A 24,544-nucleotide genomic window follows, 5' to 3' on the forward strand; every position below is an offset into this window, starting at 1 on the left:
GAATTTTTAAACAAACCTTTAAACAAATTATCAACTTAATTGTTTCAAATTATTCTGCGCCATCAGTAATGGCTCTTGCTACAGCAAAACCCCCTACTTTTTCTCCTAGTTCAAGTCCTTTCTCACAATCGCTTCTGTAATGAATGCAACCAAACATTCTAGAATCCGAAGCTTCTTTTGCCATAGAGATAAAACTTTGTTTTTTTGCCGGAATTATATGTGATAAAACTACACATGCAGCACCGCTAAACGTGGAGTGTCCTGACACGTAGGAAGGGAAATTAGGTGTTCCTGTCAATGTTTTTATTGATGAATCAACTTGAGATGGTCTTGGGTTAAAGTAGGTATATTTTGCATCCCAACAGCTGATTGCTGCATCCATCATTGCGATGTTTAATAATGCAAGATTTCTTGCCCAACGTACTTCACTATAATTTAGTTCTACAAACGACTCTGAGGCAATTGCATTCCAGTGTCCAGGAGGTGTGTATGTTCCTACGCCGTCAGCCCAAAAAGTAACAATTTGCATGTTCTTTTTTGTGGCATTTTTGCCATAGTTTTTTACTTCAGCCAATTCCTTTGCAAATTGTTCTGATTTTGTAGAAGGCGGTGGAACCGGACGGCTTGCAACAACCATTTCTGGTGTCATTAAGAATGATTTTACTTTTCCAAACAATGGTAACATTGGAGGTCTTACAGGTATATCTAATGATTTCCAAGGAGTTTCTCCTGTGGCAGTAGTTTGAGTTTCCAGTTGTGTCCAAAGCACTTGATTGCCAATAGCTGCTCCAGTTCCATCAGAAGCCGCTCTGGCGATAAATTTACCTGCAATTTTTCTTCCTAAAATAATTCCCGCATCAATATCACTCCTAACATTAGCGCCACTAATAATACGATATAATTTTTGTTCCTCTGCCTTTTCTTGTATGTAAGCAATTTCTGTTGGAAACAATAATTTTAATAATTCAACCGTAACTCCTGCTAAAACAGCATCTTCAGATGGATAGGAAGGTAAGATGCTTTTTGGGATTAAAACCGGTAAAGTAGCATCAACCGTAAAAGGTGCAGCTCTATTATATAGTTTTTTATAATGCCAAGTCGCAATCATCGCATCGTATTGCGCCGCACTTACATAAGCATAAGCTCTTGCTGCATATGGAGGATTTGAAAAAGGAAATTCAGGATTCGCAAATGGATTTGCTCCAGATGGTGCAGGGTAGGTTCCGTCTTCATTTTGATATGGCGGACGATTGTGTCTTGCAACTAAAGTTCGCATGATTTCATTCCAACGTAAAACACCTCCGGCACTCCAGTATTTTATTATTTTTTTCTGTTCCGGCGTTATGCTTGCTTGATAACTTTTTATTTCATTGATTTCTCTTGTAAATGCGGCTGCAGTACTTGCTATTGGTGCATCCAAAGAGAATTCATCCGGCGTAGTCAATAGGAATGTTTTCCAAGTTCCTGCTAATTCGTCTGTATTAGCCGGATTTAATTGAGGAAATTGTTCGTTGCGTTCTGTTAACTCATCACTACAAGAATAGTTCAACGTAATAAACAAAATCAAAAGACTGTTATAGGCTATTTTTTGTATTTTATTTTTCATTTTCTTGAGTTGTTTTTTTTAAATTAAGGATATAAAATAAACCGCCATAAAAGGTATTAGATTGTCCAATATTTCTGCCTTCTGTAACAAAATTGCATCCTCCAATAATAGATAATGCGGGTATTTTTTTGAGCGTATATTTAGTATTCACACCTACTTTTAATGCATTCATAGTATTGCTTGGAAAGGGCATGTTGTTTTTTGTAATGTCAAATCCTCCAGTTTGCGTAACCCAGTTATCAAGTACTGCTTCGGCTATTAATCTATTGGAACGATAGCCTATTCTGTAGTTTACCGAAATAGCGTCTGGCATGTCAACTTCATTGGTATAATGTATTTCGTCTGTATAATAGGAATTTCGGTCAATGGTTATGTTGGCTCTTTTTATATACGCTCCAGATAGCGTGGTGAAAAAACGACCTCTTTGATAATCACCCATTAATCGTAAAGATGCAGTTTTGCTTTTTAGACCAAGACTCAAAGGTAAATAATCAGCTGAATAATTAGAAACTGGAGCCGAAAGTCCTCCTAAAGCATATAAAGAGTAGGTGGCTTTTCCAATTGTTTTTTCAAAAGGCATGTATTTTATCGTTAACGATAGATCTTGTAATCCTTTTTGACCTTCCATTGTTCCTGCAGAAGCTTTTGTTTCTACATAAGGAAGACTGAAAATAATATTCAATTTATCAGAAACACCATAGTTTCCCATTAGTGCAACTGATTTTGTGGAAACAGTTCCAAGATTGAGGTTTTCCCTTTTAAAAGTTCCTTCCCAATATTCGTCCCAGCTGCTATATTGGTATACAGCCCCAAAACAAAAATTGTTCTTGCTCATCATAATGCCATCAATCTCTGTTTGAGCATTCATAAATAAAGGTGCCAATAGCAGGCAACTCAAATAAAATTTTTTCATTAAAAATGGTTTTTTGGTTAGTGGTTTTGGTATTTTATTTTTTAAAAGTGTGTTGTTTCTATTATTGCTACTGCAGGGAATGTTAAAATCTAGTTGATATACCAATGTTAATGGTGTAATCAGCAAATGCCGCATCTCCTTGAACATGAGTTCCTGTTGTTACAGAATTTTCCTTGTCGGTTACACTTTGAGTACGGTTACGAACCACTGCAAACGGTACCGATGCAAACAGAACAACTTTTTTATATTCATAATTTATGGAAGGTTCAACCGACCAGATATAACCTGGACGACGGAAATCTCCACTGCCACCCACAAGATCATTCACAGGAATCCCTTCTAATCTGGCACCTGCGGCTAGAGACAATCCTTTAATTTGATTCACTGAATAATTGAAACCCGCTCTAAACATATATTGATCCGGAACACTCATAATAGCTTCGTTAGCAAGTCGTGATGCTAATGTTTCACGATAGGTTCGAGTTCCGTTTTGTTCACGTGGATTTATCAAATAATAGAAATTACCGTAAACGCCAAAGTTTTCTATGAAGTTGTAGAATGTATTTACTTCAAATGTAAATCCCGTTCCGCCGTCTCCTAACTGGATAGATTGATCTACCGGGCGCAATTCTTTTGTTCCGTTTGGACCTACATTGTAAAAATAATCTTTGTAATTGTAATCACCAGTTGGTAATTTTATACCTAATCCTAGTTGTATGTTTCCATTGGTGCTTTTTGCAGGGTCTAACATCCATCTGTAAGCGGCGAATCTTATGTCGCCAATACCAAATGAGCTGGTAGAATTACGTTCTCTTTTTACGTAAGTGCCATTTACCAATCCATGTTCGTACAATGAAGAACGAACGTTATTTGAAATAGGAAGATCGACCATAACGGACCATCGGTTATTTAATATTCGGGTAAGTGAAAGATTGAAAACGGAAGTGTAATTGATAACTTCTGTTTTTTGCACTAATCTGTCTTTGTTTTCCTCTGTTCCTGAAAAGTGTCTGAATGATCTAAAATAGCGTCCGCTGCTGGCAAATTGCCATCCAGAAACGTTGGTACTGTCAGCATGAATCGACATGCAACTTGTCGCGTTACCTTTGATAGCGACACAGCCTTGCGCAGCTATTTTTTGGGAGTTAAATGCAATTGTTACGAACAGGATAAAACTACAAACGGATTGTAAAGTGGGTAAATTTTTCAATTTTTTGGTTTTTTGAATGGTTAATGATTTAAAATAGGCCTATAACAACTTCTTCCAGATTGAAGTAATTGTTAAAAATTTAAATTGATTGATAGATAGTGTCGCTTTAAAACAAGATTTTCTGTTGGCTTTCGCCAAAGATTTACGTGTGATTTTACAAGGCAAAGTTGATGGGTGAAAGCCTTTCTTTAAAATAAAGAATGCTGTTCATAAATCCAAATTTGAATTTTCCAATCCATTTAAATTACGATACTGAAAGCTAATTGTATAAAACAAACCAAAATAGAAATAAAATAAGCCTTTGAAAACATGAAAAATAAATGAATTCAGAAAATACAAAAGTCTATTTTGCATTTTTAACGGGCATAATTTCTACTAAAAGAGTGTAATAAATGTACAGATTTAGCTAAAAAATAATCGTGAATTATCTTGACTTTACAAATGCCAGATAAAAGCGAATGATTTCACTAAAAAGAAGATTTAAACGAAATCGGGTGGTGAATACGATAAAGAAATGTATCCGGAATCTATCGCTTGGTTTGGTGTAATGATAGATTCAGTTGAATGTAGGACAGTTTCCGGAGAAAAATCCATGCAAACCGTATTATTTGGAATATAATCTTGAAGAAAAGACTTCATGAGTTTTTTTACCGGAGACTCTTTAGATGAAGATCCGTTGAATAATTGGTTATCAACAATGTCTTTTAAATCCTGGCTTATCGCATCTTGATGAGAATTGCGCAGGTAATATAAGCTAAGTATATTGTTTTGGATTCTTTTCTTGAAAATGTGATAACTCTTGTTGTTGATAACCACATCTTCATTTACATACTCAAAGTCAGTATCTTCGATAAAGGAGTATAAAGTTGCATTTAATTGGATTACTTGAAACTCTGAATCGTGTCTTTTTTCCATAGAAGCTACCCATGCTTGCTCTTCTTGATAAGCAAACATCAGATAGTATCCCATCACGTTGTAGAACAACGTTACTATTAGAAAAAGTGATGCAATTCGTTTCATATTGCCCGAAAGTAGAAAACTATTTCATTGGTTAACATCTTCGATATTAATTTTAAGTTTTTTTTAACATAATTTTATGAAATATATATATCGAAACCGTTTTCGGAAAAAATTACAAGTATTTTTTTAATTGCTTTAATTCAAATATTAATTTGTAATAGAATTGTTTTTTTGGTGAGCAAGTTGAATATCGTTTTGAAGAAATGAGTTTTATTCATTTTTTAAAATTTGATAAAAAAACTAACAAATAGTTCCCAAAATTCTTAAACCAAAAAAGATGCTTATTTTTGTGGACTATGAAACATTTTCCAGAAAATTTATCCGCTAAACTTGAAATTCGAAAGCAAAATAATGCGTTGCGAAAATTATCTTTGTCAAGTAATAAGATTGATTTTTCTTCCAATGATTACTTGGGTTTCTCACAATCAGAAATTATTTTTAAGGAAACGCATCAGCGTTTAATTGCCAATGGAATTATTCAAAACGGAGCAACGGGTTCCCGATTATTATCTGGAAACCACAAAATGTATCAAGAAACTGAAGATTTTATTGCAAAGTTTCACAAATCGGAATCGGCTTTAATTTTCAATTCCGGGTATGATGCTAATCTTGGATTCTTTGGCTCGGTTCCACAAAAAGGAGATTTAATTTTATACGATGAATTGTGTCATGCTTCTATTCGGGACGGAATTCAACTGTCGAATGCGAAAGCCTATAAATTTAATCACAATGATTTTGAAGACCTAGAAAAATTAATTTTAAGAAATCCAAATACCATTATTTATATTGTCACTGAATCTGTTTTTTCTATGGATGGTGATTGTCCAAATCTAGAAGAATTGGTTTCGGTTTCAAATAAACACCAGTGTTATCTTGTTGTTGATGAAGCGCATGCTTTGGGAGTTTTTGGTTCAACAGGCGAAGGATTTGTTCAAATGCTGGGGTTGCAAGATCACGTTTTTGCCAGAATTATGACTTTCGGGAAAGGTTTGGGATGTCATGGAGCCTCGATTTTAGGTTCAGTTGAATTGAGGGAATATTTAATAAATTTTGCTCGAAGTTTTATTTATACTACAGGGCTTTCACCACATTCTGTTGCTACAATTTTGGTTGCTTATCAGCATTTAAAACGGGATTCGGATTCTATTTTGAAATTAAGAGAAAATATTATTTCTTTTAATCAGCAGAAGAATTTGTTGGGATTAAAGCCGCTTTTTGTTCGAAGCAAATCTGCGATACAATCCGCCATTATTCCGGGAAATGAAAAAGTAAAAACTATTGCGAATCAACTGCAGGAAAAAGGATTTGATGTGAAAGCGATACTTTCGCCAACGGTTCCCGAAGGACAGGAAAGACTGCGTTTTTGTTTGCACAGTTATAATTCACAAGAGGAAATCTCTGAAGTCTTACGATTGTTGAGTACTTTTGTTTTTATGGAACGCGGATAATACGGATTTAACCGATTAGCACGGATTTTAAATTTAAAATATATACGATGTGTGATTTGTTGCATAAGAATTTGAGCGACACTATTTTGAAAATCTATTTTGAAGTTTACAACGAACTTGGTTATGGGTTTCTTGAAAAGGTGTATCAAAATGCCATGTATTTAGAGTTAAAATCCCGAGGGTACAAAGTAGAAGCTCAAAAACAAATTAAAGTATATTACAAAAGTCAATTGGTAGGTGATTATTTTGCGGACTTATTGATTGAAGACTCTATTATTCTTGAACTTAAAGCCTGTGGGTATTTGTTAGATGAGCATAAAGCCCAACTTTTAAATTATCTAAAGGCAACTGATGTAGAAATTGGATTGTTACTAAACTTTGGAACAACTCCAGAATTTAAAAGGTCTATTTATACCAACGATAGAAAAAAGCTAATATAAATTTTTAAAAAATCCGTGACAATCAGTTAAATCTGTGTCATCCGTGTGCCAAACTTATGAAACTATTTATAACAGGAATTGGGACCGATGTAGGTAAAACCATCGCGTCAGCCATTATAACAGAAGCTTTAGAAGCTGATTATTGGAAACCCATACAAGCAGGCGATTTAGAAAACTCCGACAGTCATAAAATCAAATCATTTTTGTCCAATGAAAAAACGGTGATTCATCCCAATAGCTATGCTTTGAATACACCAGCTAGTCCACATCTCGCTGCTCAACTGGACGGAATTGTGATTGATTTAAAGAAAATTATTGAACCCGAAACAGAAAATCATTTGGTTGTTGAAGGAGCGGGAGGTGTTTTCGTACCATTAAATGATACTGATTGCGTGATTGATTTAATCCAAAATGAATATAAAGTGATTGTGGTTTCCCGACACTACTTGGGAAGTATCAATCATACGTTATTGACGATTGAAGCCTTGCAAAACAGAAAAATCGCAGTCGTGGGAATAGTTTTTTCTGGTGACGAAAATAAAGCAACCGAATCGATTATTTTATCTAAAACGGGAGTAAAATGCATTGGACGAATAGAACAAGAGCCGTATTTTGATAAAAATGTAATCAAAGAATACGCAGACCGATTTAGAGAAAATCTATTGAGTCTTTAAAAATTGAAAATCAAGAAGAAAGAATCAACACTTGTTTTTTGCGTTTTTCTCGCTTCTTGTATCTTGCTTATTTTATCTTTGCAGAATGAAATTAACTGATAGAGACCGCCAATATCTTTGGCATCCGTATACCCAACACAAAACGGCAGCGTTGCCAATTGCCATCAAAAAGGGCAAAGGCGCTTTGCTTTGGGACGAAAATAATAAGGAATATATTGATGCAATCGCTTCTTGGTGGGTGAATCCTTATGGGCATTCAAATACATTTATTGCTGATGCAATTTACAAACAACTTACCACATTAGAACATGTATTGTTTGGGGGTTTTACACACGAACCTGCTATTTTGGTAGCCGAGAAGTTGATGGAAATTTTACCAAAAAACCAACAAAAAATATTCTTTTCTGATAACGGTTCTACGGCGGTTGAAGTCGCGATAAAAGTGGCGTTACAATATTTTTTCAATAAAGGAGAAAAGAGAACTACAATAATTGCTTTCGAAAATGCTTTTCATGGCGATACTTTTGGTGCTATGGCAGCAAGTGGAATCTCGTTTTTTATAGAAGCTTTTCAGGGAATGTTTATTGATGTGGTTCGGATTCCAGTTCCGGTGAAAGGACAGGAGCAGGAAAGTTATGATGCGTTACAATCAGTTATAGAAAACAACAATTGTGCGGGTTTTATTTTTGAGCCATTGGTTCAAGGAGCCGCAGGAATGGTGATGTATGAACCGGAATCGTTAGATAAATTGATGCGAATTTGTCAGGAGAATAATGTGCTAACCATTGCCGATGAAGTAATGACAGGCTTTGGGAAAACCGGAAAAACTTTTGCAACGGATTATTTGGTGGAAAAACCAGATATGATGTGCTTGTCCAAAGCATTAACTGGAGGAACTATTCCTATGGCGATTACGACTTTTACGCAGGATTTATTCGATGCTTTTTATGATGACGATATCAATAAAGCTTTGTTTCATGGACACACCTTTACAGCAAATCCAACAGGTTGTGCTGCGGCTTTGGCAAGTTTAGAATTGTTGCAAACCAATGAAATACAAGCGAATATTGTTCGAGTAAATAAAAGTCATTTGGATTTTCAAGAATATATAAAAAATCATCCAAAAGTAGTTACAACACGAGTGCTGGGTGTCATTTTTGCTTTAGAAATAAAAACAGAAAGTTCAGCCAGTTACTATGGAACATTACGCAATAAACTATATAATTTTTTTATCGAAAACGGAGTGATTTTGCGTCCGGTTGGTAATGTTGTATACATTTTGCCTCCTTACATTATTACGGATGAGCAATTACAAAAAGTATATCAGGTGGTTGAAAAGGCGTTGGAAATAGTTTAATTTTTAAGCCACAAATCACAAGGATTCTCCAAGATTAAAAAATCAGTTTTTATCAGTTAAAATCCGTGTTATCCGTGTGCTATTTTTTTACCATTAATCTGGCTGAGAAACAGCTACAATTGATTTCTATTTTTTTTAGCCACAGATTGAACGGATTAAGCGGATTTTCACAGATTGAAAAAATAAAAATCTTTTTTTGTCAGTAGCATAGGTGCTATTGTGTGCCAATTTTACGAAAAACTTTGCGACCTTTGCCGCAAAATAATAGTACTATCTTGTCAACAACAATTTCCATAACTGCCATAGCTTCCATTTCTCCATTGGGTACTGACTCAAAAACAATTTGGGAAAACTATCTCCATGAAGACCATTGTTTTAACGAACATATTTTAGACGATAAGAAAACTTTCGTTGCTAAGTTGGACAATGATTCAAAAGAAGTTGTGGATGCTTTACAAGAATCAGATAACAAATATAAGTCTTTAGATAAGTCAGTTTTGTATGCGATGGCTGCTTCGCGTCAAGCAATGCAAAATGCGGGTTGGACACAAAACGATATTTTTGGGATTAACATTGGTTCGTCTCGTGGTGCGACAGATTTATTCGAAAAACATTATCAGGAGTATTTAAAAACTGGAAAAGCACAAACTCTAGCTTCTCCAACGACGACTTTGGGTAATATTTCCTCTTGGGTTGCCCATGATTTACAAAGTTCCGGACCCGAAATCTCACATTCTATAACTTGTTCTACTGCTTTGCACGCGGTATTAAATGGCGTGGCGTGGCTTCGAGGCGGAATGGCTGATAAATTTTTAGTTGGTGGTAGTGAAGCGCCTTTAACTGATTTTACGATTGCCCAAATGCGGGCTTTGAAAATTTATTCGAACAGTACAGAAGAATATCCGAATCGCGCACTTGATTTAGATAAAAGACAAAATACCATGATTCTTGGCGAAGGTGCCGGCGTGTGTTGTCTGGAAATTGGCAAAAAAGAAAACGCATTGGCGTATATCGAAGGAATTGGTTACGCTACGGAGATTCTGGAACATAATATTTCTATTTCGGCTGAAGCGACTTGTTTCCAAAAATCAATGAAAATGGCATTGCAAAATACTGATTTATCCGAAGTAGATGTTATTGTGATGCATGCTCCGGGAACCATAAAAGGCGATTTGACGGAATATAAAGCGATAGGGAAAATCTTTGGCGAAAGCCTTCCTTTATTGACGACCAATAAATGGAAAATTGGACACACTTTTGGCGCATCGGGAATATTGAGTATGGAACTCGCTATACTGATGATGCAACATAATAGATTTATCGGAGTTCCTTTTGCGGAAGCACAAAAACAAACAAAACCTATAAAGAAAGTACTGATTAATGCAGTAGGTTTTGGTGGAAACGCGGTGAGCTTGCTTTTGAGTTTATGATTTTTTATGCTTATTTTATTCTTCTTTTAAATTTTCCAACTCTTTTACTTTTTCATAAATTATATTACTTTCGAATCCTTTTCGCAATAGATAATCACAACATTTTTTTCGTTTTTTCAGATTGTTGGTTTCTCTTATGGCTTCCCATTGTCTTTCTGCGACATTATGAAAAGTCGATAAATACTCCTCAGCAGTGATTTCTTTGAGTGCCAGATTTATATTGTATTGTGTAATTTTTCGAAATTTCAATTCATTCACAATTCTAATTTTTCCCCAAAATTTAATTCGGTGCTTTCCTCTAGCGAAACTGCAGGCAAAACGACTTTCATTTAGAAAATTCTCCTTGATCAGATGTACTAAAATAGTGTCGATTTCATCAGAATCCATTTTCATACTTCGTAATTTTTGCACGACTTCGTCATGACAACGTTCTTGATAGGCGCAGTAATGCTCTATTTTATGTATGGCTTCTTTTATGGAGTAAACTGGGTTCATTTTTTTGGGTTTTACAGCACTATTATCGAGCTTAAAGTTGATTTCTGGTTTCGATAATTTAATTTCAAAAATAAACCTTTAAATCGAAATTGCTTTAAGTGGTAAAAGGAATTTTTTTTATCAGTAAAGACTTTTTAAATTTTAGACATGAGTACTGTTTAAAAGCAAGTTAAGACTGTAAGGATGTTTTTTTTAAAAGAATTTTAAATGCTCTAAAACATGTATTTAAACGGATTATCCTGCACTTAATCGATTAAATTATATTTTATTTAAAAACCGAAACTATATTGCTGCAATTACTATGTTTTCAGTTTTTTTTTGGTTAAAAAAGGCAATCAGGCGTAACGTTTAAGACAAATAAAATAATACCATATGAATAAAAATTACTCTATCTCTAAAATGAATTTATTATCATCAAAACCATCAACAGCAATTCGTTTGCTGTTGATGGTTTTGTTTGTTTCCATAACCCCTTTAGTTTCTTTTGGACAATCTACCCAGACTTTTAATACACCTGGGACATATCCATTTACAGTGCCTTCAGGTGTAACTAGCATTACCGTTGAAGCATGGGGAGCTGGAGGTGGAGGAGGAAACGGAGCCGGAGGCGGAGGAAATGGAGGCGGAGGCGGAGGATATGCTAAGTCTACGTTTGCGGTTACACCGGGTTCTACTTACTATTATACAGTAGGAGTAGGTGGATTAGCAAACAATAATGGTGAAAACTCAAGTTTTGAATCAGCTAATACCACCATATTAGTAGCTTCAGGTGGAAAATCTGGTGGTGCTGGTGGAAATACAAATACAGGAACAATTACTTTTAACGGAGGTAGTGGAGGAACTTATACAAATTCTAGTACAAAGGAAGGTGCAGGTGGCGGAAGTTCAGCAGGTAGTTATCAAGATGGTAATCCTGGTAGTGGTACTAATGGTGGTGCAGCTAAGTCAGGTGGTGGTGCAGGTGGTAATGGTGGAAATGACAATGTTCAAGGATCAAACGGTGGTAGTCCTGGCGGCGGCGGCGGCGGCGGCGGAAAAGGAAAAGGTGGTGGCAATGGCGGTAACGGTCAGGTAATTATTACTTATGCATGTCCAACATCTACTCTAACGTCCACTGGGGTTTCAATTTGTGCCGGAGGTTCAGGATCGTTATCGGTATCTGGGACTTGTAGTAATCTAGTAACAACACAAGCTGCTAATGCAGGAGATGGTTCTACTTCCGGAACAGGAAGTGATTGGAGTAATGTCTCTAGAATTTATTCAGATGATAATTCATATGCCAATTCACAAATTGGAGGAAGTTTATCCAAAAATCTATTAGCAACTAAATATGGATTTAGTATCCCTACTAATGCAACAATAAATGGAGTTCAGGTTATTATTGGTCGGAAGGCGAGTAGATCTAACAGTCTTTTGGATAATAAAGTGTTTTTAAGTATTGGAGGAAGCGCCACTGGAACAAACAAAGCATCTAGCACCATATGGAGTAACACTGAAACAGTGGCAAATTATGGTTCGCCCTCAGATTTGTGGGGTACGACGACATTGACACCAGCAATCATAAATGCTGCAAATTTTGGTGTTGTTTTAACGGTGAAAAATTCCAATGATGAAGATACTGTAGCATCTGTAGATTACATTCAAATTATAGTTTCATATAGTATCGCAGGTACTCTAAAGTGGTATACTGCCTTATCAGGGGGTAACTCAATTGGTTCTGGAGCGTCTTTCAATCCAGTGGGAGTAACGGGATCTGGACTTACAAACACCAATACACCTGGATCAACTACTTATTATGTAGAATGTTCTCTTAATCCAGGCTGTAGAACACCAGCTGATTTTGTTATTAATGCTTTACCATCTACACCACAGGCAACTAATACAAATGCCACTTGTGCGTTAGCAACAGGATCAATAACTATAACTAGTCCAGCACCAGCTGATGGAATTTTCTTTACAGTTACGGGGAAAAGTCCGGTTGTAGCAGCAGTAACGAATACAACAGGAGTGTTTTCAGGTTTGGCAGTGGGTACTTATAATGTAACTGCAAACAATGCCTCTGGATGTGTGTCACTACCTTCTGCTGATATAGTTATTAAGCCATTAGTATTAAAACCTAATACATGGAATGGTACTGTTTGGTCAACTGGCTCTAAGCCTTCAAGTGACGCTGAAGAAATTATTTTTAATGGTGATTATCAAACAAAATCGGAGGATCTTACAGCTTGTACCTGTCTTGTCAAAGCAGGTAGAAAAGTTATAATTAAAGAAGGAAAAACTTTAAAACTGACTAACGGTCTTACCGTAGAAGATACAGTAGATCCAAAAACTACTTTAACTTTCGAGAATAATGCAAGCTTGGTGCAAGTGAATAAAGATGCTGTAAATAAAGGTGTTATATCCTATATTCGAAGTAACAACACTACTAGAGAAACCGATTACACGTATTGGTCTTCACCAGTAGCAGGACAAAAATTGATTGACGTGTCCCCTAAAACACCTTTGGATTATTTTTATTCGTTTGATGCAGGTGTAAATAATTGGATTTATGAGGATCCAAATAAAGTAGTCATGAAAGACGGAAAGGGTTACATTATTAGAGGGCCTCATCATACCGGCATCCCTCCTACAAATTTTTATGATGCTCCTTTTAAAGGTGTTCCAAATAACGGGGATTATGAGGTGGATATTGCAGGTGCTGGAACTTCAAACCTAATAGGGAATCCATATCCTTCGGCACTAGACGCTGAATCGTTCTTAATAGCCAATAGAGAGGTGTTGCAGGGAACTCTTTATTTCTGGACGCACAGTACACCAATACGTACTGCAACTGGCGCTGCTAACGAAGGTTCAGGAGATTTAGTATATATTACGGATGATTATGCTTCTTATAATCTTACGGGAGGCGTTGGAACTGAAAAAAAAATAATAACAACAATCGGTAATACGGAACCAAGTGGAGAGAACAAGTCTAATAGACCAACTGGTAAGATTGCCTCGGGACAAGGTTTCTTTGCAACTGGTAAAGCGGCAGGTAAAGCAACATTCAAAAATACTATGAGGGTGGGTGTAGATGGTATCGCGGGAGACAATATGCAATTTTTTAAGACAACCCAAAGCTCAAAGAATACAAATGCAATCGAGAAAAACCGTGTTTGGCTAAATTTAACCAATGATAAAGGCGCATTCAAGCAGGTCTTGGTTGGTTATATTACAGATGCAACTAATGGTTATGACAATGCCTTAGATGGTGCAAATAATAACGGAAATCAGTTTATTAATTTTTATAGTATCAACGATGATAAAAATTTAACGATACAAGCAAGGGCTTTACCCTTTGATGAAAATGATGTTGTACCATTGGGATATAGTTCTACAATTCAAGGTAGTTTTTCAATTAGTATTGATGAGGTCGATGGGTTGTTGACTTCTGAAAATATTTACCTTGAAGATAGAAGTAACAATAGCATTCATGATCTGAAAAAAGCAGCGTATACTTTTGACACTGAAAAAGGAACTTTCAATGAGCGTTTTGTATTGCGTTACACGGATAGAACTTTGGCGTCAGCTGATTTTGAATTAAATGATAGCAGTGTTCTGATTGCTAAAGATAAAAATGAATTAAAGATAAAATCAAATACTGAAATTATTTCTCAAATTGCTGTTTTTGATTTACTAGGCAGAAAAGTGTTTGATAACGTTGCAGTGAATTCTAATGAGTTCCAAACGTCTGCGATTAGACTGAGCAATCAAGTGGTGGTGGTCAAAGTGACCTTAACAAATGGAGAGGTAATTTCTAAAAAAGTTGTTTATTAAAAATTGATATTTCATTTTCCAATCGTATTGGAAGTCCCATTCTGTTTGTTCAGAATGGGATTTTTTTTGATTTTAAATAAACAAATATTCCTATTGATGTTTAAATTTTTTAGATGTAAATATCACTAAATGTGGGTATTGCGATAACGAAAGATTATTTTTATATTTATAAAGTTATTGTTGTTATTGCTTTATCAAAAGAGTCTCAACAAAAACGGAAATAATTTAAAACAATCAGTATGAAAAGCAATTCTTCGTTGCCAATATGAATTTTCGAGCGATTTTCGCAAACGCCAGCAAATCAATTTTACAGATAAAAATACGACACTTCGTTGTTCTTTTCATCTTTCTTTTTATTAATGTGGCTCATTCGCAGCAAGGAAAGTCAGATGCAACATTCAATATTTATGATGATGGTTTGCAAGGGGATGGTTTTGATGGTACAGTCAGAACAGTTGCTTTGCAAACAGATGGAAAATTGATTGTTGGAGGTGAGTTTTTGAATTTTAATGGAGGTGCAACTTTATATTTATGTCGATTGCTGCCGGATGGTTCTAAAGATCTTTCGTTCAATTTAGGTTCCGGAATCATTGGCAAAGTATACTGTTCTTTAATACAAACTGATGGAAAAATTATTTTGGGTGGTTCTTTTACGAGCTTTAACGGTGTAAATGTTGGAAAACTAATCCGTCTGAATGCGGATGGGTCAAGAGATGTTACCTTCAACTCTTCACAGGGAACTACAACGTACGCTATTTACGCATGTGATTTACAATCAGATGGTAGCATTATTATTGGTGGTAGTTTCACTAATTACAATGGAGTTGCTGCATCCAGAGTTGCTCGGATTTTGCCAAACGGAAATTTAGATCCAACATTTGCAATAGGATATGGTGCTAATTCACTTGTTGAGGAAGTTCACATTCAACAAGACGGAAAAATTATTCTGGGAGGATCATTTACTTCCTTCAATGGAACTGCTTGCGGCAGAATTATTCGATTGAATAGCAATGGGACTGTTGACGCTACTTTTTTACAAGGAACAGGTTTTGATGCTAATGTATCCGCACTAGCAACACAGGCTGATGGAAAGATTTTGGTGGGTGGTGATTTTTTAAATTTCAATAGTGTTAAAGCCAGTAGAATAATTCGGTTGAATCCCGATGGAAGTATCGACAACTCCTTTATTTCCGGATCTGGTTTTAGTAATGTAGTTGAAGTTATAAAAGTAAATGCTGCCGGCGCTATAATGATTGGCGGCTCGTTTACGGGAAGTTATAATGGAACTGATGTTAATAGGGTGGTTCTTTTGGATCCTTTCGGAGTGATCAATCCGGGATTCGATATTGGATCCGGACCGCAAAGTGGTGCAGTGAATGCGTTGGCAGAGGATTTAGCAAACTCGTGGTACATTGGCGGATCATTTACAGTTTTTGATTCCCAGACTCAAGGCCGATTGGCTAGAATTGACGGTGTTGGAACTTTAGATTTTGGATATCTTACCGCTGGAGTTGGTTTTGATAATTCGGTTTTAAAAGTAATTGCCTTATCCGACAATAAAACGATGGCTTTTGGAAATTTCACAAAATTCAACGGAACAATTTGCAACAGAGTTACACGATTGTCTGAAGACGGAGTGCTTGATTCTTCTTTTAATAACGCAGCTACCGGAGCTAATAATTCAATTAAAACCGCCGTTGTACAGCCTGATGGCAAAATTGTTATTGCTGGTGTTTTCACAAATTACAATGGTGTCGTAAGGAATAAAATCGCCAGAATTCAAGCGAATGGAGAAATTGATGCAGCTTTTACTATTGGAACGGGCTTCAATAATCAAGTGTATGCTTTGGCGTTGCAGCCAGATGGTAAAATAATTGTTGCAGGAAATTTTACAAATTATAATGGGGTTTTGATTAGTAGAGTGGTTCGATTATTACCTGATGGGACTTTGGATTCTGGTTTTACTATTGGTTCCGGAGCCGATGCTATCGTAGACTGTATTTTGGTGCAACCAGACGGGAAAATTGTTTTGGGTGGCCAGTTTTCTCTTTTTAATGGAATATCATATAATCGAATGGTGCGTTTGAATCCCAATGGAAGTATAGATTCAGGTTTTTCCATTGGAGCTGGTTTTGATAAAAATGTGTATTCAATCGCATTGCAATCGGACAATAAACTCATTATTGGCGGGTCATTTACAAGTTATAAAGGCGTTTCCACAAAAAGATTGTTGAGATTGAACATCGATGGGACTTTAGATACCACTTTTTCAACGGGATTGGGTTTTAGCAATGGTGAAATTAGAACTATTTTAGTCCAGCCTGATAATCGATTATTGATTGGGGGAACATTCTCTGGAACCTACAACGGAACAGCTGTGAGGCGAATGGTACGGCTACTGGCTACTGGAGTTTATGATGGTACGTTTTCGGTGAATTTAAATAATACGCTTTTCAGTATTTGTTTTACACCAAATTATAAAGTGATGATTGGAGGAAATTTTAATTCTGTTTCTGGTGTTACAAAACATCGTGTGGCTCGAATTAAGCTTTGTACAAACAGCTCTAATTGGAATGGGGTTTCTTGGAGTAATGGAACTCCGTCCGCTGAAAAGACACTTTTTTTCAACGAAAATTATTCGGTATTAGCATCTGTAAATTCCTGTTCCTGTACAATCAGTTCGGGAAAAACAGTTACAATTCCAGAAGGAAATACTTTAGGTTTGGTTTTCGATTATTCAGGTTCAGGTACATTAATTTTAGAAAATAATGCAGCGTTGTATCAATCCGAAGATCAGGTCACTAATTCTGGAACTATTCAACTAAAAAGAAAAACAACACCAATTCTCTTTACAGATTATACCTATTGGTCATCACCAGTATCAAGTCAAAAATTAATTGATGTTTCTCCTGATACGCCGTCCGATAAGTTTTATTCCTTTGATGCTTTTAGAGATTCTTGGGCAAATGAGATTGCAACAAATGTAATGTCAGTGGGTAAAGGTTATATTATTCGGGGCCCACGAACTTTTTCAGAAACTGTTGCGGCCCGGCACGAAGCTGTTTTTATTGGGGTTCCAAATAATGGTGAGGTATCAGTTCCTATTAGTGTGACTGATACATCAAATCTTATTGGGAATCCTTATCCTTCAGCCATAAACGCAGATTTGTTTATAAACAGGAATAAAGATATTATGGATGGGACTATCTATCTTTGGACACATAATACTGCGATTACTAAAAATGTTTATACTTCGGATGATTATGCGGTTTATAATTTATTGGGTGGAGTTGGTACGAGTGCTGCCATAAATTCAGGAATTAATAATGCTAAGCCAGACGGAAAAATAGCTTCTGGACAATCTTTTTTTGTTACCAGCATTAATGTTGGCGGAACAGCTGTTTTTCAAAATAATATGCGTGTGATTGGTCAAAATGCTAATTTTTTTAAATCAAGTTCGCCTAAAAAATCGCAATCTGATGAGGTTGAAAAACATCGTATTTGGTTGAATTTGAGTAACAGCGAAGGCGCTTTCAAACAAATTTTGATAGGATATGCAACTGGCGCCACTAATGATTTTGACAGTTCTTTTGATGGCGAAAGTTTTGATGGAAATCAGTTTTTAGATTTTTACAGCATCAATCAGGATATGAATTTAGTCATTCAAGGACGAGCATTGCCACTTGAAGAAACCGATGAAATTAAATTAGGTTTCAGCAGTACTGTAGCTGGAAGTTATATGATAAAAATTGATGAAAGAGATGGTGAGTTAGTCAATAAAAATGTTTTTATTGAGGATAAATTAACCAATAGTATTGTTGATATAACAAACGAAAGCTATGCTTTTAATACTGTCATTGGAACATTTGATGATCGTTTTGTGTTGCGGTACGCGGATAAAACCTTGAATACGGATGAATTTTCAAATAATAAAGAATCCGTTTTTGTATCGAGTAAAAATGAACAATTACAAATAAATTCAACTAATGAATTCATTGATGAGGTTGCTATTTATAATTTGAATGGAAGAAAAATATATCAAAAGAAAGAGATAAATAACAGTGATTTCTCAGTATTGAATTTGCAAGCCGGTCACCAGGTTGTTATGGTGAAAATTGTTCTTCGGAATGGTGAGTCAGTTAGCAGGAAAATAATGTATTAAAGTAATCAGTATAAAAAAAACCATCTTGGCTAACAAGATGGTTTTGGGTATTTATTGTAAACAAAATTTATTTTTCTTTACCGGATGCTTCAAGATTTCGCTCGATAGTATGTCCTGGTCTTGACCATTTTGGTTTTTCACCTAATGGAGCAAATTGAGAATCTTCCGCTTCAACAGTTTGCGGTTGTGAAACTTTTGTAAATGGTTTTTGAGGATTTAAACCTAACATTTCAAACATTTTCATGTCTTCATTTACATCAGGATTTGGAGTTGTCAATAACTTATCTCCTGCAAAAATGGAATTGGCACCAGCAAAAAAGCACATGGCTTGACCTTCGCGGCTCATGTTCATTCTTCCTGCAGAAAGACGAACTTGAGTTTCCGGCATGATGATTCTGGTTGTTGCGACCATTCGAATCATTTCCCAGATTTCAACTGGTTTTTCTTCTTCCATTGGAGTCCCTTCAACAGCTACCAACGCATTTATTGGCACTGATTCTGGTTGTGGATTTAACGTAGAAAGTGCGACAAGCATTCCAGCTCGGTCTTCGATACTTTCTCCCATTCCGATAATTCCACCGCTACAAACAGTAACATTTGTTTTACGAACATTTTCAATAGTTTGCAAACGATCTTCAAATCCACGAGTCGAGATTACTTCTTTGTAATATTCTTCAGAGGTATCTAAATTGTGGTTGTAGGCATATAAACCTGCTTCAGCTAACCGATGCGCTTGGTTTTCCGTGATCATACCAAGGGTACAGCACACTTCCATATCCAGTTTGTTGATGGTACGAACCATTTCCAAAACTTGGTCAAATTCAGGACCGTCTTTAACATTTCTCCAGGCTGCTCCCATACACACACGGGATGATCCGCTTGATTTTGCTCGCAAAGCTTGGGCTTTCACTTGACTAACTGACATTAAATCATTGCCTTCAATTTCAGTATGATACCTTGCGGCTTGTGGACAATATCCACAATCCTCGGGACATCCACCTGTTTTTATAGAAAGTAAAGTAGAAACCTGAACTACGTTAGGATCGTGATGCTCTCTATGAATAGAGGCTGCTTCGTAAAGCAAATCCATCATAGGTTTATTATATATTGCGATAATTTCGTCTTTGGTCCAATTGTGTTTTGTAATACTCATCGATACGATTTTTTGATACGTCAAAAGTAGTTAAATTGTTCTAAAGAACCAATGCAATACTATTGAAAAGCCTGCCACAAAACATTTTTTGAATAAAGTTAGGCAGTTGTATGCAGGTGTTTCGGCATTTTATAAAATCTCATCAAATGATTTACGTAAAGCTATTTGTTGAATATAAGGAATAGATAATTTCAAAATATATAAAAAAATAAACGCCGTAAAAACAGCAATAGCTACTGGTTTGCGACGTGGTATTGTGATAAAGGAATGATAAAAAGTTAAGATTCAGCGCCATGTTTATCTGAAGAATAGCGGGTGTCCCAGTATAACATCAACATGAAGGTAACGATTACTGCCGAAACAATTCCTTCAAATAACAGAGAAATAGAATACGTCATTACGGATGGATCGCCACCAAATAAAAATGTTTTTGACAATGTGCCCACATAGGCATCTCCGCCTTGGACGTAACTATAAACAATTAACCCTACAATGCTCAAGAAAATACCTGTGAGGGAAGTTAATAACGCAGAAACAGCGTTAGAAACTAATACGTTTTTGCCTTCAGCGAAATTAGATTTTAGCGTTTTATAGGTTCCAAAAAATACAAATAGGACATTAAATAAACGTAATAAGTAAATATCCGCTAGGCCTAAAAGTTCCATTAATAGGAAATAAAAGCCAATTCCCATGAAAATAATGAATCCGTTTACTAATTCTTTTGGAAGTTTCATATAACTAGTTTTAAAAGTTAGAAAGCATATCGTTATGACAAAGAGGATATTACTTTCAAATTTACAGAAAAAATAGTAATATGTTATTAAAAAATCAAAATTTATTCAAGTATACCAGTGCAGTTTTTTTATCTTTTTCAAGTTGTTCTTTCAGTAAATCAACCGATTCGAATTTTTGTTCGGAACGAATTCTTTGTAATATTGAAACACGGATTTCTTGATTGTATAAATCAGCATTGAAATCAAAATAATGAATTTCGATGGACTGATTGTGCCCGTCAACAGTAGGATTGAACCCAATATTCATCATTCCAAAAACAGTTTTTTCATGGATAATACTTTCTACAATGTAGACTCCATTTTTTGGAATTAGCTTATAATTTTCTTCGATTTTTAAGTTTGCCGTTGGGAAATTGATGGTTCTTCCCAGTTGTTTTCCTTGAATAACAGACCCTGTCAGAAAATAATCATAACCTAAATATTCGTTGGCCAAAGTCATGTCTCCTTCCAATAAAGCATTTCTAATTTTGGTTGAACTCACGGAAATATCATTAATTTCCTGAACAGATATTTGTTCTACTTCAAAATCATATTGTTTTCCAAAAGCGATCAGATCATCAATATTGGCCGTTCGATTTCGTCCAAATCGGTGATCGTGGCCAATAATTATTTTCTGGATGTGAAAGCGATCTACAAGAATAGTACGTACAAATTCTTCGGCAGTCAATCTTGAAAAAGTTTCGTCAAAAGGATGTATGACAAGATTTTCGATACCAATTTTTTTCAGCAAATCAATTTTCTCAGTGATGGTGTTGAGCAATTTTATATCAGAATGTTCCTGTAAAACCATCCGAGGATGCGGAAAAAAGGTAAGTACCAGACTTTCATATTTCTCGTTTTCCGTCCCGACGCTTCGGGATTGGGTTAGTTTATTTAAAATTTTTTTGTGACCAATGTGAACTCCATCAAAGGTTCCCAACGTTAGGATTGTTTTTTTTGTGGAAGTGAAATCGTTTATAGAATGAAAAATATTCAAAGCAAGTGTTTTATAAAAGCGCAAATTTAAGGTATCTTATTTAAAAGTAGCGATATGACTAATTGAATTTCAATATAATTTTTAATTAAAATATGAAAAAAGGGATTAAAAATAGAAAAGTACTGAGTTTTCCATAATTTGATTTAAAATATTAAATAATTGAAGTAACCATTACTATAAATACTTTAATTTTGAAGCTTAAATTCATGATATTATGAAAAGAATTATACTATTTTTTATAATTATTTTTTCCAATTCTGTGGTCCATGCCCAAGATGGCTCTTTTTGGAAAAGAATTGTTCAGGATAAAGTTGCAGTTTATGATAGAATCAATGTTAAACCCGTTGCTGAAAATCAGTTGTTGTTTAATTTAAACGAATCTGCAATAAAAAATTCTTTGGAAACACTTCAAAATAAAACCTCAAAGCAGAGCAGAATTGAAATTACGATACCTAATATGAATGGTGAGTTAGAAAAATTTTGGGTTTGGGAATCTTCTAATTTTGAACCGGAATTGCAAGCACAAAATCCTGACATAAGAGCCTATAATGGTGTTGGAATTACAGATAGAAAGGCTTCTTTGTATTTCAGTTTGTCGCCAAAAGGTATTCAGACCATGATTTTGAGAGGTGAAAGTGGCTCTGAATTTATCGAACCTTATTCGAAAGATCATACTGTTTATGTTCTTTTTGATTCCAAAAGCAGAGTCCGAGGAAGTTTGCCTTTCACTTGCAAAACAGAAGATGTCGCTTTGAATAAAGAACTTTTAAACAAGACAGGCAAAGTAGCTGCAAATAATAGAGTTTTCAAAACTTTAAGATTAGCGTTGTCCTGTACCGGTGAGTATGCAGCGTTTCATGGCGGGACTGTTGCGAATGCTTTGGCTGCGATGAATGCCACTATGACAAGGGTTAACGGGGTTTTCAATAAAGATTTAGCGGTAAAGCTGAGTATTATCGCAAATAACAATCTTATAATTTATACGGATGCTGCCACAGATCCGTATTCAGATTCCTCAGAAGGAGCATCGGGTGCCTGGAACTTGGAATTACAAGAAAATTTAAGCGCTACAATAACGGATGCAGGATACGATATTGGTCATTTATTTGGGGCGGATGGTGGTGGTGGAAACGCCGGTTGTATAGGATGTGTGTGTATAAATCCAACGGTTGAAGAGCCTTCGGCAAAAGGAAGCGCTTTTACGTCGCCAAGTGATGCCGTACCTCAAGGAGATACTTTTGATATTGATTTTGTAGCGCATGAAATCGGACATCAATTAGGGGCAAATCATACGTTTTCTTTCGAGATTGAAGATACTGGTGTAAATGTGGAGCCTGGAAGCGGTTCTACTATTATGGCGTATGCAGGAATTACTTCGGGTTATAACGTTCAAAATAATTCTGATGATTATTTTGCCTACGCAAGCATAAAGCAAATACAAGATAATCTATTGTCTAAGACTTGTCCAATAAGTACGGTTCTTACTAATAGTCCTCCAACAATCAGCGCAGGCTTAGATTATACTATTCCTAAAGGAACGGCATTTATCTTAAAAGGTTCCGGTTCTGATTTGAATGGTGATGTAGTTACTTATTGTTGGGAACAAAATGATACAGCTGTAAATACTTTAAATCCTCCGGTAAGCGAAGAGGGTGATTTTAGCTTTGCGTCGCCTACAAAAGTCTATGGTCCTAACTTTAGATCTTTTTATCCAAGTAGTTCGCCAGTTCGATACATGCCTGCTTTAAGTTCGGTTTTGGCTAATGAATTAACAACGACTTGGGAATCCGTTTCAACAATTGAAAGAACCCTTGCTTTTACTTTAACAGGAAGGGACAATGCGGCTCTTGGAACTGCGCAAACAAATACAGATTTGATGATGGTAAACGTGAGTGGTGCAGCTGGTCCATTTGAAGTGACATCACAAAATACTGAAAATTCAGGTTGGTTACAGGGATCGACTCAAACAGTCACTTGGAACGTAAATAATTCTAATTCTCTTGCCGGTTCTACGAATGTGAATATCAAACTTTCAACTGACGGGGGATTAAATTTCACTACAGTTTTAGCTTCTAATACGCTGAATGACGGTTCACAAACAATTACGGTTCCAAATGTAACGGCTAAAGATTGCAGAATTCTAATTGAGCCAACAGCAAATATTTATTATGCAGTAAACAGTAAATCTTTTGCAATTGGGTATTCCGTTGTTTCATCTTGTAATACGTATGCTTTTGCAACACCGTTTTCTATACCGGAATCTTCAACTTATCGAACTAGAACAACGACTGTTCCAGTTACAGCTGAAGTGATTTCTGATGTTAATTTTGCTATTTCTTTTACACATACTTATTTGAGTGATGTGCAAATAGAAGTGGTAAATCCACAAGGGACTGTTGTAAAGTTATTTGACAGAAGTTGTGGTTCTACAAGTAATAGTTTAGTGTTGAATTATGATGACCTGGGAGTTTCCCTTGATTGCGCAGCGAAAACTGCCCAAACCGTAGCGCCTTTTGAATTATTGTCCACATTTAATGGGATAAGTCCGCAAGGAAATTGGACTTTGCGTGTTCGTGATTTAGATACAGGTGACTTTGGTACAATAGATTCTGCATCAATAACAATTTGTACAAAAACATACACTTTGGCAACGCCGGACTTTGAAATCAATGATTTTGTTGTGTTTCCTAATCCAAATAAAGGGAATTTTAATGTTCAATTCACTACTAAATCCGATGAAGGAGTAAAAGTTATGGTTTATGATTTATTAGGAAGAAAGCTTTTTGAAAATGACTTTAAAAACAAGTCAAATTTCAATGAAAATATCCAATTGAAAAATGTCTATCCAGGAGTTTATTTACTGACGGTGACTGATGGAGAACGAAAAGAGGTCAGAAAGATTGTGATTGAATAATCAAAATAGAATTATTAAAAAAGGGAAACGCTAGTAATAGACTGCCCCCAAAAGTTTAGACAAATTTATAATTAATTTTGATAATAATGAGCTCGATATTGTATCGGGCTCATTCCTTTTAAATTCAGTTTTATTC

16 protein-coding genes are annotated in these 24,544 nt (G+C 35.7%); 8 read left to right on the plus strand and 8 right to left on the minus strand.

Going from position 1 to position 24,544, the window contains the following annotated elements; translation table 11 throughout:
• Positions 1–49 precede the first annotated feature (49 nt).
• The 4 genes from DR980_RS10915 to DR980_RS10930 all read right to left on the minus strand — a co-directional run bounded on the left by DR980_RS10915 (position 50) and on the right by DR980_RS10930 (position 4,749).
• On the minus strand, positions 50–1,606 hold the full coding sequence (locus tag DR980_RS10915; protein WP_113636035.1) for a phosphatase PAP2 family protein: 1,557 nt from the start codon (positions 1,604–1,606) through the stop codon (positions 50–52).
• Entirely contained in the window at positions 1,596–2,519 is a 924-nt protein-coding gene (locus DR980_RS10920) for a hypothetical protein (RefSeq protein WP_113636077.1), read from the minus strand. The genes DR980_RS10915 and DR980_RS10920 overlap by 11 nt, the downstream gene beginning before the upstream one ends.
• Before the next feature lie 82 nt (positions 2,520–2,601).
• Complete coding sequence (locus DR980_RS10925) at positions 2,602–3,729, minus strand: hypothetical protein (protein WP_244199294.1); 1,128 nt, start codon at positions 3,727–3,729, stop codon at positions 2,602–2,604.
• 480 nt (positions 3,730–4,209) lie between these two features.
• A complete protein-coding gene (locus tag DR980_RS10930; RefSeq protein ID WP_146779237.1) occupies positions 4,210–4,749 on the minus strand; it encodes a hypothetical protein in 540 nt (179 codons plus the stop codon).
• Between the two features lie 296 nt (positions 4,750–5,045).
• On the opposite strand from DR980_RS10930, the gene DR980_RS10935 reads away from it, so the two are divergent.
• From DR980_RS10935 to DR980_RS10955, 5 genes are all read left to right on the plus strand, one after another.
• A complete protein-coding gene (locus DR980_RS10935; protein WP_113636040.1) occupies positions 5,046–6,197 on the plus strand; it encodes an aminotransferase class I/II-fold pyridoxal phosphate-dependent enzyme in 1,152 nt (383 codons plus the stop codon).
• Between the two features lie 47 nt (positions 6,198–6,244).
• Positions 6,245–6,637, plus strand: coding sequence for a GxxExxY protein (locus DR980_RS10940; protein ID WP_113636043.1), 393 nt, complete (start codon positions 6,245–6,247; stop codon positions 6,635–6,637).
• 56 nt (positions 6,638–6,693) lie between these two features.
• Entirely contained in the window at positions 6,694–7,311 is a 618-nt protein-coding gene (gene bioD, locus DR980_RS10945) for a dethiobiotin synthase (protein ID WP_113636045.1), read from the plus strand.
• 85 nt (positions 7,312–7,396) lie between these two features.
• Positions 7,397–8,668, plus strand: coding sequence for an adenosylmethionine--8-amino-7-oxononanoate transaminase (gene bioA, locus DR980_RS10950; protein WP_113636048.1), 1,272 nt, complete (start codon positions 7,397–7,399; stop codon positions 8,666–8,668).
• Positions 8,669–8,943: 275 nt separating this feature from the next.
• Positions 8,944–10,098: a beta-ketoacyl synthase N-terminal-like domain-containing protein gene (locus DR980_RS10955; protein ID WP_113636081.1), complete on the plus strand. Its 1,155-nt coding sequence runs from the start codon at positions 8,944–8,946 to the stop codon at positions 10,096–10,098.
• A gap of 15 nt (positions 10,099–10,113) precedes the next feature.
• Here the strand turns inward: DR980_RS10955 and DR980_RS10960 are convergent, their stop codons facing one another.
• Entirely contained in the window at positions 10,114–10,593 is a 480-nt protein-coding gene (locus tag DR980_RS10960; protein ID WP_113636050.1) for a regulatory protein RecX, read from the minus strand.
• Between the two features lie 372 nt (positions 10,594–10,965).
• Between DR980_RS10960 and DR980_RS16365 the strand changes: the two genes are divergently transcribed.
• Together DR980_RS16365 and DR980_RS10975 are read left to right on the plus strand one after the other, a co-directional pair.
• A complete protein-coding gene (locus DR980_RS16365; RefSeq protein WP_167400558.1) occupies positions 10,966–14,409 on the plus strand; it encodes a glycine-rich domain-containing protein in 3,444 nt (1,147 codons plus the stop codon).
• A 361-nt stretch (positions 14,410–14,770) separates the two neighbouring features.
• Positions 14,771–18,571: a T9SS sorting signal type C domain-containing protein gene (locus DR980_RS10975; RefSeq protein WP_244199295.1), complete on the plus strand. Its 3,801-nt coding sequence runs from the start codon at positions 14,771–14,773 to the stop codon at positions 18,569–18,571.
• Between the two features lie 67 nt (positions 18,572–18,638).
• Here DR980_RS10975 and bioB read toward each other — a convergent pair whose 3' ends face one another.
• From bioB to DR980_RS10990, 3 genes are all read right to left on the minus strand, one after another.
• Positions 18,639–19,724: a biotin synthase BioB gene (gene bioB, locus DR980_RS10980; protein WP_091172407.1), complete on the minus strand. Its 1,086-nt coding sequence runs from the start codon at positions 19,722–19,724 to the stop codon at positions 18,639–18,641.
• A gap of 278 nt (positions 19,725–20,002) precedes the next feature.
• Entirely contained in the window at positions 20,003–20,458 is a 456-nt protein-coding gene (locus tag DR980_RS10985; protein ID WP_113636057.1) for a hypothetical protein, read from the minus strand.
• A gap of 94 nt (positions 20,459–20,552) precedes the next feature.
• Positions 20,553–21,494: a bifunctional riboflavin kinase/FAD synthetase gene (locus DR980_RS10990; protein ID WP_113636083.1), complete on the minus strand. Its 942-nt coding sequence runs from the start codon at positions 21,492–21,494 to the stop codon at positions 20,553–20,555.
• Positions 21,495–21,708: 214 nt separating this feature from the next.
• Here DR980_RS10990 and DR980_RS10995 point away from each other — a divergent pair, with 214 nt between their 5' ends.
• Entirely contained in the window at positions 21,709–24,408 is a 2,700-nt protein-coding gene (locus DR980_RS10995) for a zinc-dependent metalloprotease (RefSeq protein WP_113636060.1), read from the plus strand.
• Positions 24,409–24,544: the final 136 nt, after the last annotated feature.

This window comes from Flavobacterium psychrolimnae (assembly GCF_003312425.1).
Lineage (GTDB): Bacteria > Bacteroidota > Bacteroidia > Flavobacteriales > Flavobacteriaceae > Flavobacterium > Flavobacterium psychrolimnae.

Coding starts and splice junctions, on each gene's coding strand:
- DR980_RS16365 (WP_167400558.1), top strand. CDS start 10,966: ATGAATAAAAATTACTCTATCTCTAAAATGAATTTATTATCATCAAAA.
- DR980_RS10920 (WP_113636077.1), bottom strand. CDS start 2,519: ATGAAAAAATTTTATTTGAGTTGCCTGCTATTGGCACCTTTATTTATG.
- DR980_RS10985 (WP_113636057.1), bottom strand. CDS start 20,458: ATGAAACTTCCAAAAGAATTAGTAAACGGATTCATTATTTTCATGGGA.
- DR980_RS10915 (WP_113636035.1), bottom strand. CDS start 1,606: ATGAAAAATAAAATACAAAAAATAGCCTATAACAGTCTTTTGATTTTG.
- DR980_RS10930 (WP_146779237.1), bottom strand. CDS start 4,749: ATGAAACGAATTGCATCACTTTTTCTAATAGTAACGTTGTTCTACAAC.
- DR980_RS10995 (WP_113636060.1), top strand. CDS start 21,709: ATGAAAAGAATTATACTATTTTTTATAATTATTTTTTCCAATTCTGTG.
- DR980_RS10940 (WP_113636043.1), top strand. CDS start 6,245: ATGTGTGATTTGTTGCATAAGAATTTGAGCGACACTATTTTGAAAATC.
- bioB (WP_091172407.1), bottom strand. CDS start 19,724: ATGAGTATTACAAAACACAATTGGACCAAAGACGAAATTATCGCAATA.
- DR980_RS10960 (WP_113636050.1), bottom strand. CDS start 10,593: ATGAACCCAGTTTACTCCATAAAAGAAGCCATACATAAAATAGAGCAT.
- bioD (WP_113636045.1), top strand. CDS start 6,694: ATGAAACTATTTATAACAGGAATTGGGACCGATGTAGGTAAAACCATC.
- DR980_RS10935 (WP_113636040.1), top strand. CDS start 5,046: ATGAAACATTTTCCAGAAAATTTATCCGCTAAACTTGAAATTCGAAAG.
- bioA (WP_113636048.1), top strand. CDS start 7,397: ATGAAATTAACTGATAGAGACCGCCAATATCTTTGGCATCCGTATACC.